We start from the raw sequence: 13002 nt of genomic DNA, 5'->3' as shown, positions 1-13002 counted from the left end.
ACGGCGTTCCTCCGTAGGGAGGGCTTCAGCCCACCCTACGAACTACGGCGCGCTTTTCTGTGGGGGCGAATTCATTCGCCAAGGGCAGCAGAGCTGCCCCTGGGGAATCAGCAGGGCGGACCTTCGGCCCGCATAGCGATTGAAATCGCCCCCACAGGTCTCAGTTGCGGCCGAGCAGGGTCCAGGTGCCGTTCTTCACCTGGATCAGCTCGCGGCCGCGTTCGTCGAAGCCGCTGTGGTCATCCGGGGTCATGTTGTAGACGCCTTGGGTGGCCGGCACTTCGTGGCTGGCCTCCAGCGCATCGCGCAGCGCGGCGCGGAACTCCGGGGTGCCCGGCTGGGCCTTGGCGGCGGCGAGCGGGATGGCCTTCTGCAGCAGCAGGCCGGCGTCGAAAGTGTTGGCGCCGAAGGTGGCCGGCTTGCTGCCGTTGAGCTTCTCGTAGGCCGCCACGTATTCACCGGCGACCTGCTTGGACGGGTGGCTGTCGGGGATCTGGTCGAGCACCAGCATCAGGCTGGCGGCGAGGATGGTGCCTTCCACCTTCTTGCCGCCGAGCTTGAGGAAGTCCGGCAGCGCGGCACCGTGGGTCTGGTACATCTGGCCGCGATAGCCCTGGTCGAACAGGGTGGTCTGCGGCAGCACCGCGGCGCTGCCCGGCGCGGCCACCAGCACGGCGTCGGGACGGGAGGCGAGCACCTTCAAACTCTGGCCGGTGACCGAAGTGTCCTGGCGCTGGAAGCGTTCGTTGGCCACCAGTTTGATGCCGTGCTCGGCAGCCAGGGCGCCCATCACCTTGGACCAGTTCTCGCCGTAGGGGTCGGCGGTGCCGATGAAGCCCAGGGTCTTCACGCCGCGCGCGCCCATGTCTTCCACCAGGGCCTTGGCGATCAGGTCGTCGTTCTGGGTGGTCTTGAACACCCACTTCTTCTGTTCGTTCATCGGCAGGACCACGGCGGCGGTGCCCACCGGCGCCAGCAGCGGCACGCCGGCCTCGGCGGCGAACTGGATCACGCCCATGGCGTTGGGCGAACCGCTCGGGCCGATGATGGCGTCGACGTTCTCTTCGCTGATCAGCTTCTTCAGCGCCTTGACGGTGGCGGTGGGGTCGCTGCCGTCATCCAGGGGGATGTAGGTCACCTTCTGGTCGCCGGCCTGGGTGGGCAGCAGCGGCGTCGAGTTCTTCTGCGGAAGTCCGACCAGGGCGAGGGGACCGGTGGAGGAGGTGATTACGCCGACCTTCACATCCGCCTGGGCGATGGACAGGCAGGCGGCGCTGAGGAGCAGGGTGGACACGGCTTGTTTGAAGAGCATGACGTTCTCCGAGGGTTGCAAGGCTATTCAAGAGGCAGGGTCCGCAATGCTCCCGGAGGAACTGGTGCGTGGACGCCCGCCGCCTTTTTGTTGTTCTGGCGCCTGTTGGCGCTACCGGCGGGTATCCCGCTCGACGGGAGTCTGGAGTGCAGCTCCCGTGCCAGAAAAAACTGCGCCATGCCGGTGCGGAGCCGATGAGCGGCTATTGGCCCGTCCTCGCAGCCCTTCCTTTGGCGCTTTCCGAGCTCCCTGTCGGCCTATGCCGAAAAACCGCATTCACGCCGTGCTGGTCGGCCTTCCGGTGGTCTCTCCTGAGGTGGTTTTCAGGGCTGAAAAACATGATTTTTTGCTCTTAAAAATCAATGTTTTTACACCTTAAAAATCACAATGAATTGCAAATATTCTGTTCGATAAACGCACGCCTGGAGCCGACTTGAATTCGTGGTGTTTCCTTTGATTTAAATGAGAAAACGTCTTAATAAACATACAAATTATTGAAATATAAAGATTTAGTTGATCGTTTCAGGCGGATTTTGAATTTCCATGCTGTTACCGATCTGCACGTAACTGGTGCTTGATTACGTGAAAATGCACCTAATCTACACGCTCCTTTTCCAGTGATAATTCAATTGACATTTCACGTAATTCTTCCGATTCTGGATTTACGCAATCGGCACCCCGGACAAGGGGGTAGGCCGAGCAACAACAAGAACGCCGATGGGTGATGCAGATGACGATAGTGGTCGAGAAGCTGGAGCTGGGTGGCGCGGGAAGGACCGTGATGGTGAAGGACACCATCGACATCGCCGGCCATCCCACCCGTGCCTCCAGTCGCGCCCTGGAAGAAGCGCCGGACGCCACCCGCCACGCCGACGTGGTCCAGGCCCTGCTGGACGCTGGCTGCCGGATCACCGGCAAGACCAGCCTGCATGAACTGGCCTTCGGCACCACCGGCCTGAACGCCTGGACCGGTACCGCCGACAACCCGCGCTATCCCGGCCGTATTCCCGGCGGCTCCTCAAGTGGCTCGGCCGCGGCCGTCGCCGCTGACCTCTGTGATTTTGCCCTGGGCACCGATACCGGTGGTTCGGTGCGCATCCCCGCCGCCTGCTGCGGTGTGTTCGGCCTCAAGCCCACGTTCGGTCGCGTCAGCCGCGCTGGCGTGATGCCGGCCGAAACCTCCCTGGACTGCGTCGGCCCCTTCGCCGCCAGCATCCACATGCTGATCGAAGCCATGGCCGCCATCGACCCTTCCTTCGATGTGCTGCCCGGTGTCAGTGGTATTCGCATCGGCGTCGTGCCGGTGGAGGCCAATCCGCAAGTGCGGGCCGTCCTCGATGCCGTGCTGGAAGCCTCTGATTTCGAACTGTGCAGCGCGCCGCTGCCGGGCATGCAGGCCGCCTATGAGGCCGGCCTCGCCGTCATCAACCGCGAAACCTGGAACGCCTGCGGACACCTGGTGGAAACCGGACTGGTGGGCGCTGATGTCGCCTCCCGACTGCTGGCCGCCAGCGGCACAACCGACGCCGCCGTGGCTGATGCTGAAGCCGTCCGCGCCGCCTTCACCGCCGAGGTGGATGCCGCCCTGGCGCACTACCCGATCCTCGCCCTGCCGACCATGCCCGACTATCCGGCACTGGTGGCGGAGGCCGCCGATACCCGCGCGGCCATCGGTATGACCGCCTTCGTGCGGCCGTTCAACCTCACTGGCCACCCGGCGCTGAGCATCCCCTTCGAGGGCGCCTCGAAGCTGCCGGTGGGCCTGCAACTCGTAGCCGCCAAGGGCGCGGACGAACTGCTGCTGGCAGTCGCCCGCGAGCTCGTGCGGCGCCTCGAACAATAACCACAAGCACACCTGGAGAGCCCCATGTCTTCGCTAAGCGAGCTGGATTACCAGCAACCCGCCCCGATTACCGCGAGTGAAGGATTCCAGGCGCTGCTCGCCGACATCCGCGAGCGTGCCCGGCGCGAGGAATTCGACCGGCAGAAATGCATTTCCCAGGACGTGATCGAGCGCTTCAAGGAGCTCGGCGTCTATCGCGCCCTGGTGCCCACCCGTTTCGGTGGCGATCAGCGTTCGCCCATGGACTTCTGCCAGATGGTGGAGGACATCTCCGCCGCCGACGGTTCCGCCGGCTGGGTCGCCAGCTTCGGCATGAACCCGGTGTACCTGGCGGCGCTGCCCCTGCCCACCCTGGAAAAGCTCTACGCCGACGGCCCGGATGTGGTCTTCGCCGGCGGCATCTTCCCGCCGCAGCCGGCTGCCTTTGTCGAGGGCGGACTGGAAGTGAACGGCCGCTGGAAATTCTCCAGTGGCTGCATGGGCGCCACCCTGATTGGCGTCGGCATCAGTCCGAAGAATGGCGAGACCGTCGGCCTGCCGCGCCTGGCGGTGATGCCGCGCGAGAAGGTGAAGATCGAGGAGACCTGGGATGTGGTCGGCCTGATCGGCACCGGCAGCCATGACGTGGTGATCGAAGGCGTGGTCGTGCCCGAGGACTGGACCTTCGTCCGTGGCGGCCCGGCCAACCTCGACGAGCCGATGTTCCGCTACCCCTCGCTGTCCTTCGCCACCCAGGTGCTGTCGGTGGTGGGCCTGGGCGTTGCCCGCGCCGCGCTCGACTACCTCAGCGGCATGGCCAGCGGCCGCTTCTCCGTCACTGGCGCCCCGGCCCTGGCCGATCGCCCCCTGGCGCAGATGCAGATGGCTAAGGCCGAGGCCGAACTGCGCGCCGCCCGTGCCTGGTTCTACGAGGCGATGGAAAGCGCCTGGGAAACCGTGCTGGCCGGCAACCCGGTGAGCGTGGAGCAGACCAACCTGCTGCGCCTGTCTTCCACCCATGCCACCCGCGTGTCCGCCGAAGTGGCGCGCAGCGCGCAGATGCTTTCCGGCATGACAGGCGTCTACCGGGACAACCCGCTGTCGCGCTTCGTCAACGACACCCTGGTGATCACCCAGCACGCCTTCATGGGCGACATGACCTACCAGAACGCCGGGGCGATCTTCTTCGGCAACAAGCCGCTGCCCGGCTACCTGTGAATTCCAACTGACTGATCGGTGATTGTGATGAGCGAGAAAAAAGCCCTGCGCGTCCTTTTCTGCATGGGGATCAACCAGAACTTCTTCGACGCCCCGCGCGAGGAGCAGCTCCAGGTCTGGGCCGCCTTCAGCGAAATGTGGAACGGCATCCACGACCTGCCCGGCGTGAAGGTGTTCGGCAACATGGACGACGACCAAAGCATGGTCGGACCAAGCACCGGCTACCCCTGGACCACCTACCTGCTGGCCGATGTGCCGGACATCGAGACCGTCCACGCCGCTTGCAACCTGTTCCGCACCACCGTAGTGGGCGACACCCCCTACAAGCTGTGGCGCTACTGCAAGGTCGAGGCCCGCACCGGCCGCGAACTGATCATCCAGCGCGCGTGACCGCCATGACCGAAGCCCTTGAGCAACGCCTGCGCCAACTGGAAAGCGAACACGCCGTGCGCGCCTGCATGAACCGCTACATGGAGCTGTGCGACGCGCTGGATGCGCGTACGCCCCTGGATGAGCTGGCCGGCCTGTTCACCGCCGACGCCGTCTGGGAAGGCAAGGGCGCCAAGTACGCCAAGAGCTTCGGTGGCTACCAGGGACGCGAGTCGATTCGCGCCATGTTCGCCAGCTACATGGTGGAGCCGGCGCACTTCGCCCTGAACGTGCACTTCCTCTGCTCGGAGCTGATCCGCGTGGAAGGTGACGAAGCGACCGGCAGCTGGGTGATGTTGCAGACCTCGACCTTCGCCAGCGGCGCCTCGCACCTCAATGCGGCGCGCCTGACGGTGAAGTTCCGCGAGGAGGAGGGCGCCTGGCGCATGGCCCATTTCCAGACCGAGAACCTGTTCAGCCGCCCGGTGGACGCGTGGAACAACGACGCGCACCTGCCGGTGCCGGGCAAGAACGGCGAATGACCTTTTTTTGTGAGTCGGTGCCCTGCGCCGACGAGGAGTGATCGTGACCAACCTGATCGAAACCGTGAACCTGGCCAGCTCGCCGGCCGACCTGGTGCTGCACGACCGCGTGCACACCTCCCTCTACACCGACGCCCGCCTCTTCGACGAAGAGCTGGAAAAGGTCTTCTACAGCACCTGGATCTGGGTGGCCCACGCCAGCGAGATTCCCGATAACGGCAGCTACAAGAGCACCTACATCGGCAAGCAGCCGGTGATCGTGGTGCGCGACCGCAAGAAGGACGTGCACGTGCTGCTCAACCGTTGCCGCCACCGTGGCGCCACCGTCTGCGAGCACAAGAAGGGCAAGACCAACAGCTTCGTCTGCCCCTACCACGGCTGGAGCTACGCCCTGGACGGCAGCCTGCGCGGCGTGCCGCACCCGGAAAGCTACGCCGACTGCCTGGACAAGGGCGAGCTGCCCCTGGTGAGCCTGCGGGTCGAGCAATACAACGGCATGATCTTCGCCACCTTCAAGGACGACATCGAGCCGCTGGTGGACTTCCTCGGCCCGGCGAAGAAGTGGATCGACCTGTTCATGAAGCAGGGCGCCGGCTACGGCGTGAAGGTTTCCGGCGAGCACCGTTTCCGCTTCCCCGGCAACTGGAAGATCCAGCTGGAAAACACTACCGACGCCTACCACTTCCCGTTGGTGCACAAGTCGTTCCTGTCCTCGGTGGACGAGCAGACCCTGGAACTCTTCGACTTCGTGAAGGGCCCGGGCTACGTCGAAGACCTCGGCAATGGCCACAGCGTGATGGTGATGATCCCCGAGCTGGTGGACCTGGAAGCCGACCTGGACAAGCCGATCCCCGAGCGCTTCGAGGCCCTGGCCGAAGAACTGCGCGCCGAGGGCATCGAGGAGCAGCAGGTGCGCCGCATCGTCCGCGCCGTCGGCGGTTCCGGATTCAACCTCAACCTGTTCCCCAACGTGGCCTGCTCCATGGCCTTCTTCCGTGTGCTGCAGCCGGTCTCGGTGAACGAGACCGAGATCCACCACGCGGTGATCACCATGGACGGCGGCCCGGCCGTGGCCAACCGCTACCGCCTGCGCCTGCACGAACACTTCCAGGGCCCGATGGGCTTCGGCACCCCGGACGATTCCGAGGCCTGGGAGCGCGTGCAGAAAGGCGCCCAGGCGGGCACCGACCTCTGGATCATGCTCAACCGCGGCCTGCCCGGTGAGAAAGAGAGCGAGGACGGCCTGATCAGCGACGTGAGCGCCGAGACCGGCATGCGCGCGGCCTATCAGCAGTGGAAAAAGATGATGTCGGTGTAGCCCTCATCCGGCGCTTCGCGCCACCTTCTCCCGCAAGCGGGAGAAGGGAAAAGGATGGCGTCGCCACGCAACGCACTATTTGAGAGACGAACCATGAACCTTGAATTGCTCAACCACGTCAGCGCCTTCATCTGGCAGGAAGCGGACATGCTCGACCACGGCGACTTCGACGCCTGGCTGAACCTGTGGACCGACAAGGGCAGCTACATTATCCCGATCGATCCCAACGAGACCGACTTCGAGAACACTCTGAACTACGCCTACGACGATCACCACATGCGCCAACTGCGCGTGCAGCGCCTGATCGGCGGCGAGTCCATCTCCACCAGCCCGCGCGCCCGCACCGTACGCGCCCTGTCGCGCTTCCGCGTGCTGGGTGAGGAAGACGGCGTGGTCACCGTGCGCTGCGCACAGAACCTGCGCGAGTTCCGCAAGGACGTGCTCAAACACTACACCGCCGACATCACCTTCCAGCTCAAGCGCGAAGGCGAGTGCTTCAAGATCCAGCGCAAGCTGATCCAGCTCATTAACTCCACCGACACCCTGGCGGGTATCGGCTACATCCTCTGAGGACCGCGCCATGACCCAGGTAGCACTGGTAACCGGAGCCGCCCAGGGGCTGGGCCTCGCCATCGCCGGCCGGCTGTTCGCTGCCGGCTACGCGGTGGCGATCACCGACCTGTCCCTGGGGCGTGCCCAGGCCGCCGCCGACCGGCTCGACCCGAGTGGCCAGCGCAGCCTGGCGCTGAAACTCGACGTGGCCAGCAAGGCCGACTTCGAGGCGGCCCTGGCGGCAGTGGTGGAGCGCTTCGGCGCCCTGCACGTGGCGGTGAACAACGCCGCCATGACCATGACCACGCCTGTGATGCAGATCAGCCCCGAGGAATTCGACCGCGTCCTGAGCCTGAACACCCGCAGCGTCTTCGTCGGCTGCCAGGTGTTCGGCGCGCACATGGCGGCGGCCGGCTACGGGCGGATCGTCAACATGGCCTCCCTGGCCGGGCAGAACGGCGGCACCGCCACCGGCGCGCACTACGCCGCGTCCAAGGGCGCCATCGTCACCCTGACCAAGATATTCGCCAAGGAGCTGGCGGCGGGCGGCGTCACCGTCAACGCCATCGCGCCGGGGCCGATCGAGTCGCCCGCCGTTCGCGCCGCTGTGCCGGCGGAGCGCATGGAAGGGCTGCTCGCCAATATCCCGGTCAAGCGCCTGGGCGATGCCGACTTCCTCGGCGACCTGATCGTGCAACTGGCGCGTCCGGAAGCCTACTTCACCACCGGGGCGACCTGGGATGTGAATGGCGGCCTCTTTATGCGTTGACCAAGCCAGATGTGAAGAAACAACGCCGCGCGTGCGTGCCGCGCGGCCAGTAACAACGAACGAAAACAATCAGCACCTCGAAAGGTGCGGGAAGGCCGGTATGAGTGAGCAAGTGTTGAATCTGGTGGTCCGCAAGCGGGTGGAGCAGGGCGAGGGTGTGGTGATCCTCGACCTCGCCGATCCTTCGGGCAAACCCCTGCCGGCGTTCGAGGCCGGCGCCCATGTGGACATCCACCTGAAACCCGGCCTGGTGCGGCAGTACTCCCTGTGCGGCGATCCGGCCAACGCCGCCGTCTACCGCCTGGGCGTGCTGCGTGATCCGGCCTCCCGTGGCGGTTCGGTGGCGGTCCACGAACTGCTGCAGGAAGGCAGCGAGGTGGCCATCGGTGCACCGCGCAACCTGTTTCCGCTGGCCGCCGGCGCCAACCGCTCGATCCTCATCGGCGGCGGCATCGGCATTACCCCGATGATCGCCATGGCCCACCAGCTGACGGCCCAGGACAGCCCCTTCGAGCTGCACTACTGCGGTCGTTCGCGCAGCCGCACCGCCTTCCTCGAAGAGCTGGAAGGCGCCGAGTTCTCCGCTTGCGTGCGTACCCACTTCGATGACGAAGACGCCGCGCAGAAACTCGACCTGCCCGCCGTGCTCGGCCAGCCCGCCGAAGGCGTGCACGTCTACGTCTGCGGCCCGGCCGGGTTCATGGACTGGGTGATCAGTGAGGCCCGCAAGGCCGGCTACGCCGAGGACCACATCCACCGCGAATACTTCCAGGTGGAAGTGGACGCCAGCGGCGACAGCTTCGAAGTCGTGGCTGAGCGCAGCGGCAAGACCGTGCAGGTGGCCGAGGGCCAGAGCATCGTCGACGCCCTGGCCGGTGTCGGCATCAAGATCGAGATTTCCTGCGAGCAGGGCGTCTGCGGCACCTGCCTGTGCGATGTACTGGAAGGCGAACCGGACCACCGCGACGTCTACCTGACCGATGAAGAGAAGGCCGCCAACGACCAGATCCTGGTCTGCTGCTCGCGAGCCAAATCGAAAAAACTGGTGCTGGACATCTGACAGCAGAGGGGCAAGACCATGGTCGATACCACTGGATTCCGTAATGCCATGGCGCTGCTGGGCGGCGCCGTTTCGGTCATCACCACCGATGGCGCCGCCGGCCGCTGGGGCTTCACCGCCTCGGCGGTATGCAGCGTCACCGACCAGCCGCCGACGCTGCTGGTCTGCATGAACCGCTCTTCGTTCGCCAATGGTCATTTCAAGCAGAACGGCGTGCTCAGCGTGAACGTGCTGACCGCCGAGCTGAAGGAGATTTCCGCCGTGTTCGCCAACCGCGAGCTGGATTCCGAGCAGCGCTTCGCCAGCGCCAGCTGGAACACCCTGGAGAGCGGCGCGCCAATGCTCGACGACGCCCTGGTGAGCTTCGACTGCCGCATCGCCCAGGCCCATGAAGTGGGCTCCCACACCATCTTCTATTGCGAAGTGCTGGGCATCCGCCACGGCAAGAGCCAGGAAGGCCTGGTGTATTTCAACCGCGCCTACCACCGCCTGGGGGATGCCTCCCGCTCGGCTTGCTGAGCCGGGTTGGTGGGCTGGGTTCTTGTAGGAGCGAGGGGGGCGCCGAGTCCTTGCTCGCGAAAGTTCGTCGCGGGGGTGTTCGCCAGCGAGCTGGCTCCTACGGCGAGCTTTTGTAGGTTGTGGCTGAGCTACGCGAAGCCCAACGGACGGTGTTGAAAGAAATTTCGGAGCTAATCCGGAATATCGGATGAGGTCGTATTTCATCCGGTTATCAAGCTGTACCCATAACTAGAAATCGAGGGCGCCCGTACATGTTCGGGTGGCGGGCCTTGCTACGACCTTTTTGCAGTAAGTGGTCATAAAAACAATAGGTGGATTAACTGCCGAAGTTGCACTTCTTGCCAATTAATCCGCTCCCACTAAATGTGCCTCGCGTGCACATGTAAGAAAGGATCACGTCCATGTTCCATAAAAGCTGGCTGGCCAGCGGTGTAGCTGCCGCGGGCCTGATGGGGATGCTCATGCCGATTTCCGCCCAGGCGGACTTCGTGAAGGATCGGCAGATCAGCCTTGGCCTGCGCAACTTCTATATCGATCGCGACTTCAAGCAGGATGATGCACCCAAGTCGCGTCTCGGAAGTTGGACCCAGGGATTCGACTTCCGCGCCATCTCCGGATATACAGAAGGCACTTTGCAGTTCGGGCTCGATCTTTCCGGGCAATATGCCTTTCGCCTCGATGGGGGTGGTGGCCGTGGCCCGGACACCATCATTCCCTACGATGACAGCAAGGGTGAGCAGGCCCATGAATATGGCCGCGCCGCGCTGACCGGCAAGGTGCGTTATTCGAAGACCGAGCTGAAAGTGGGCGAGCACCGCCCGATGCTGCCGGTGGCCTTCTACGACGACACCCGACAGCTGATCACCACCTTCCACGGCTTCCTGCTGGAATCCCGCGAGGTGGACAAGCTCACCCTCACGGCCGGGCGCTTCACCGAGATCAGCAGCCGCGAATCGTCCGGTCGCGAGAAGATGTACCTGTTCAACGGGCCGGACATCAAGCGCCGCAGCGATGGCCTGAACTTCGGTGGCGCCACCTACGCTTTCAGCCCTGCGCTGACCGCCAGCTATTTCTACGGCCAGTTGGAAGACATCTACCAGCAGCATTACGCCGGCCTCACCCATACCGCCGATCTGGGCAGTGGCTATGGCCTGAAGACCGACCTGCGCTACTTCGACAACAGCGAAGACGGCCGGGCACTCTACGGCGATATCGACAACCACTCCTACGGCGCCATGACTACGCTGCGCAAGGGCCCCCACGCCATCGGCGTCGGCTACCAGCGCATGCTCGGCGAGAGCGTCTTCCCGACGCTGAACGGGTTCGCGCCGCAGCCCTACCTGGTGAACTGGTCCACCGTCGGCTTCATCAAGCCCAACGAGAGTTCCTGGCAGCTGCGCTACGACCTCGACTTCGCCGCCTATGGCGTGCCCGGCCTCAAGCTGATGACCCGCTACCTGCGCGGCACCGGCATCGACCGTGGCAACAACGCCCTGGACCAGAACGTCGAGAGCGAACGCAACTTCTTCCTCAGCTATGTGGTGCAGAGCGGACCGCTCAAGGGCGTCGGCTTGGAGTGGCGCAACATCGACGTCAAGACCCGTTTCGGCACTGGCACTGCCTCGGGCCCGGATTATCAGGAGAACCGCCTGATCACCACCTACACCTTCAAGTTCTGACCCATCCATGGCCGGCCCGCAGCGGCCGGCCCACTTTGGCAGCGAGACCCGATGCGACTCTACGAACTCATCACCTTTACCCTGCGGGTGCGCACCCCGGCCGCGGCCTTGGCGCGCCTCGAATCGACTCTGGCCGAAGCGGCGCCGGGCTGCGCCCTGGTGGGCTGCTGGGCTTCGGAGATCGGTCCGCTGAACCAGGTCGCCGTGCTGCGCGGCTTCAGCGACGAGAATGCGCGCCAGACCGAGCGTGAGCGCTACCTGCTGGCGCGGGATGCCTTCGGCATCGAGGAATTCATGCTCGACATGAAGGTGGAGAACTACAGCCTCTTTCCCTTCCTCGAGCCCCTGGCGCCCGGCGCCCACGGGCCCTTCTACGAACTGCGGGAATACAACCTGATCCCGTCCGGCCTGACGCCCACGCTGGACGGCTGGAAGAAGGCCGTCGGGCCGCGCACCGGTGACGCTTATTCACAGGTGTATGCCGCCTTCTACGCCACCGACGGGCGCACGCCGCGCTACCTGCACATCTGGCCCTACGCCAGCCTGGAGCGGCGCCTCGACGTGCGCACGCGGGCCGTCGAGGACGGCGTCTGGCCGCCGGAAAACTCCGGGCCGCAGCTGCGCGAGATGCATTCCACCGTCTACCTGCCGGCGAAGTTTTCGCCGTTGCAGTAGCGGCTTTTTTCACGCTTTACCTCGGCCCGTTCCACTCCTTTGCGGGCCTTTTTTTGTTCGATTGGGTGACCGCTTTTCTGTGGGGGCCGCTGAGGTACGAAACCCATGCGGGGCTGATTGATGGGTATCGCAGGCTCGCGGATCGCCGCCCGACCCATCCTACGAACGTGCCAAGAATGGGGGGTGTGTCCGCTTTTCAGCCAATCCGCCCCTCCGACAACTCCTCGATCAGTGCCAGGCAGTGGGTCAGCGCCGGTGAAGCCTCGCCCACCCGGCGGCTGATGATGATGGGGGAGGTGGCCTGGGCTTCCTGCAGGGTGGCGTAGCCGATGTCGACGCGGTGCAGCACCTGCACCGAGGCGGGCACCAGGGTGATGCCGATGCCGGCGGCCACCAGGCCGATGGCGGTCTGCAGTTCGTTGGTCCACTGCGCCACCTCGATCTGCAGGCCGTAGGCGGCGAACAGCGCCAGCACATGGTCGGCATAGCTCGGTCGCGGGTTGCCGGGATAGAGCACGAAGGGTTCCTGGGCCAGGTCCGTGAGGCTCACCGGGCCGGGCAGCAGCGGGTGGCCGGCGGGGAGGGCGGCCACCAGCGGGTCGAGGGTGAGCACCTCCTGCTGGATGGCCGGGTCGTTGATATGGATGCGCCCGAAGCCGACATCGATACGCCCGGCCTTGAGCGAGTCCACCTGTTGCAGGGTGGTCATTTCCGAAAGACCCAGTTCCAGGCCCGCATCGCTGCGCAGGCGGCGGATCAGGTCGGGCAGCACGCCGTAGAGCGTGGAGGGGGCGAAACCGATGCCCAGCCAGGCTTTCTCCCCCGAACCAATGCGGCGGGTATTGTCACAGACCTTCGCCAGCTGCTCGAGGAGCGTGCTGGAGTGCTCGTGGAAAAAGCGTCCGGCCTCGGTCAGACGCAGGGGCCGGCCACGCTCAAGCAGGGCCACGCCCAGTTCGTCCTCCAGCTGCTGGATCTGCCGGCTCAGCGGCGGCTGGGCGATATGCAGGCGTTCCGCGGCGCGGGTGAAATTGAGGGTTTCGGCAAGCGCCTGGAAGTAGCGCAGGTGGCGAAGCTCCATGGAGTCTCCCGGGTGTTTGGCGTTGCAGACTTTCGATACCTGTGAGGTATCGAGCTAGACAAACTCTATATTGGACCCCGTTGTTT

Annotated in this window: 13 protein-coding genes; 11 read left to right on the top strand and 2 right to left on the bottom strand. The window is 64.7% G+C overall.

Annotated elements, in window-relative coordinates; all coding sequences use genetic code 11:
* Window positions 1-160: 160 nt before the first annotated feature.
* Complete coding sequence (locus tag E8F11_RS19790) at window positions 161-1312, bottom strand: ABC transporter substrate-binding protein (protein WP_280290562.1); 1152 nt, start codon at window positions 1310-1312, stop codon at window positions 161-163.
* Window positions 1313-2042: 730 nt separating this feature from the next.
* Between E8F11_RS19790 and E8F11_RS19785 the strand changes: the two genes are divergently transcribed.
* The 11 genes from E8F11_RS19785 (at window position 2043) to E8F11_RS19735 (ending at window position 11835) form a co-directional block, all read left to right on the top strand.
* Window positions 2043-3155: an amidase gene (locus tag E8F11_RS19785; protein WP_280290581.1), complete on the top strand. Its 1113-nt coding sequence runs from the start codon at window positions 2043-2045 to the stop codon at window positions 3153-3155.
* A 24-nt stretch (window positions 3156-3179) separates the two neighbouring features.
* Entirely contained in the window at window positions 3180-4352 is a 1173-nt protein-coding gene (locus E8F11_RS19780; RefSeq protein WP_280290561.1) for an acyl-CoA dehydrogenase family protein, read from the top strand.
* Between the two features lie 27 nt (window positions 4353-4379).
* Window positions 4380-4742, top strand: coding sequence for an IacB protein (locus E8F11_RS19775; protein ID WP_271408732.1), 363 nt, complete (start codon window positions 4380-4382; stop codon window positions 4740-4742).
* A 5-nt stretch (window positions 4743-4747) separates the two neighbouring features.
* Window positions 4748-5263 (top strand): nuclear transport factor 2 family protein, encoded by a 516-nt coding sequence (locus E8F11_RS19770; RefSeq protein ID WP_280290560.1) that lies wholly within the window; start codon window positions 4748-4750, stop codon window positions 5261-5263.
* A 43-nt stretch (window positions 5264-5306) separates the two neighbouring features.
* Window positions 5307-6581: an aromatic ring-hydroxylating dioxygenase subunit alpha gene (locus E8F11_RS19765; protein WP_280290558.1), complete on the top strand. Its 1275-nt coding sequence runs from the start codon at window positions 5307-5309 to the stop codon at window positions 6579-6581.
* A 93-nt stretch (window positions 6582-6674) separates the two neighbouring features.
* On the top strand, window positions 6675-7151 hold the full coding sequence (locus E8F11_RS19760) for an aromatic-ring-hydroxylating dioxygenase subunit beta (RefSeq protein ID WP_280290557.1): 477 nt from the start codon (window positions 6675-6677) through the stop codon (window positions 7149-7151).
* 10 nt (window positions 7152-7161) lie between these two features.
* On the top strand, window positions 7162-7902 hold the full coding sequence (locus tag E8F11_RS19755) for an SDR family NAD(P)-dependent oxidoreductase (protein WP_280290556.1): 741 nt from the start codon (window positions 7162-7164) through the stop codon (window positions 7900-7902).
* 100 nt (window positions 7903-8002) lie between these two features.
* Window positions 8003-8962, top strand: coding sequence for a PDR/VanB family oxidoreductase (locus E8F11_RS19750; protein ID WP_280290555.1), 960 nt, complete (start codon window positions 8003-8005; stop codon window positions 8960-8962).
* 18 nt (window positions 8963-8980) lie between these two features.
* The gene (locus E8F11_RS19745; RefSeq protein WP_280290553.1) at window positions 8981-9481 is read left to right on the top strand and encodes a flavin reductase; all 501 of its coding nucleotides are present in this window, start codon (window positions 8981-8983) and stop codon (window positions 9479-9481) included.
* 401 nt (window positions 9482-9882) lie between these two features.
* A complete protein-coding gene (locus E8F11_RS19740; protein WP_280290552.1) occupies window positions 9883-11160 on the top strand; it encodes an OprD family porin in 1278 nt (425 codons plus the stop codon).
* Between the two features lie 51 nt (window positions 11161-11211).
* Window positions 11212-11835 carry an NIPSNAP family protein gene (locus tag E8F11_RS19735; protein ID WP_280290551.1) on the top strand — a complete coding sequence of 208 codons (624 nt, stop codon included), beginning with the start codon at window positions 11212-11214 and terminating at the stop codon, window positions 11833-11835.
* A gap of 196 nt (window positions 11836-12031) precedes the next feature.
* Here the strand turns inward: E8F11_RS19735 and E8F11_RS19730 are convergent, their stop codons facing one another.
* Window positions 12032-12916 carry a LysR family transcriptional regulator gene (locus E8F11_RS19730; RefSeq protein WP_280290550.1) on the bottom strand — a complete coding sequence of 295 codons (885 nt, stop codon included), beginning with the start codon at window positions 12914-12916 and terminating at the stop codon, window positions 12032-12034.
* Between the last annotated feature and the right edge of the window lie 86 nt (window positions 12917-13002).

Source organism: Pseudomonas sp. BN417, from assembly GCF_029871205.1.
GTDB lineage: Bacteria > Pseudomonadota > Gammaproteobacteria > Pseudomonadales > Pseudomonadaceae > Metapseudomonas.
The sequence above is the reverse complement of the archived record's forward strand: the minus strand, read 5'-3'. Positions and strand labels throughout refer to the sequence as shown.

Bases quoted from the DNA above. Each gene is read 5' to 3' on its own strand.
- E8F11_RS19790 (WP_280290562.1), bottom strand. From the start codon at position 1,312: ATGCTCTTCAAACAAGCCGTGTCCACCCTGCTCCTCAGCGCCGCCTGC.
- E8F11_RS19785 (WP_280290581.1), top strand. From the start codon at position 2,043: ATGACGATAGTGGTCGAGAAGCTGGAGCTGGGTGGCGCGGGAAGGACC.
- E8F11_RS19780 (WP_280290561.1), top strand. From the start codon at position 3,180: ATGTCTTCGCTAAGCGAGCTGGATTACCAGCAACCCGCCCCGATTACC.
- E8F11_RS19775 (WP_271408732.1), top strand. From the start codon at position 4,380: ATGAGCGAGAAAAAAGCCCTGCGCGTCCTTTTCTGCATGGGGATCAAC.
- E8F11_RS19770 (WP_280290560.1), top strand. From the start codon at position 4,748: ATGACCGAAGCCCTTGAGCAACGCCTGCGCCAACTGGAAAGCGAACAC.
- E8F11_RS19760 (WP_280290557.1), top strand. From the start codon at position 6,675: ATGAACCTTGAATTGCTCAACCACGTCAGCGCCTTCATCTGGCAGGAA.
- E8F11_RS19755 (WP_280290556.1), top strand. From the start codon at position 7,162: ATGACCCAGGTAGCACTGGTAACCGGAGCCGCCCAGGGGCTGGGCCTC.
- E8F11_RS19750 (WP_280290555.1), top strand. From the start codon at position 8,003: ATGAGTGAGCAAGTGTTGAATCTGGTGGTCCGCAAGCGGGTGGAGCAG.
- E8F11_RS19745 (WP_280290553.1), top strand. From the start codon at position 8,981: ATGGTCGATACCACTGGATTCCGTAATGCCATGGCGCTGCTGGGCGGC.
- E8F11_RS19740 (WP_280290552.1), top strand. From the start codon at position 9,883: ATGTTCCATAAAAGCTGGCTGGCCAGCGGTGTAGCTGCCGCGGGCCTG.
- E8F11_RS19735 (WP_280290551.1), top strand. From the start codon at position 11,212: ATGCGACTCTACGAACTCATCACCTTTACCCTGCGGGTGCGCACCCCG.
- E8F11_RS19730 (WP_280290550.1), bottom strand. From the start codon at position 12,916: ATGGAGCTTCGCCACCTGCGCTACTTCCAGGCGCTTGCCGAAACCCTC.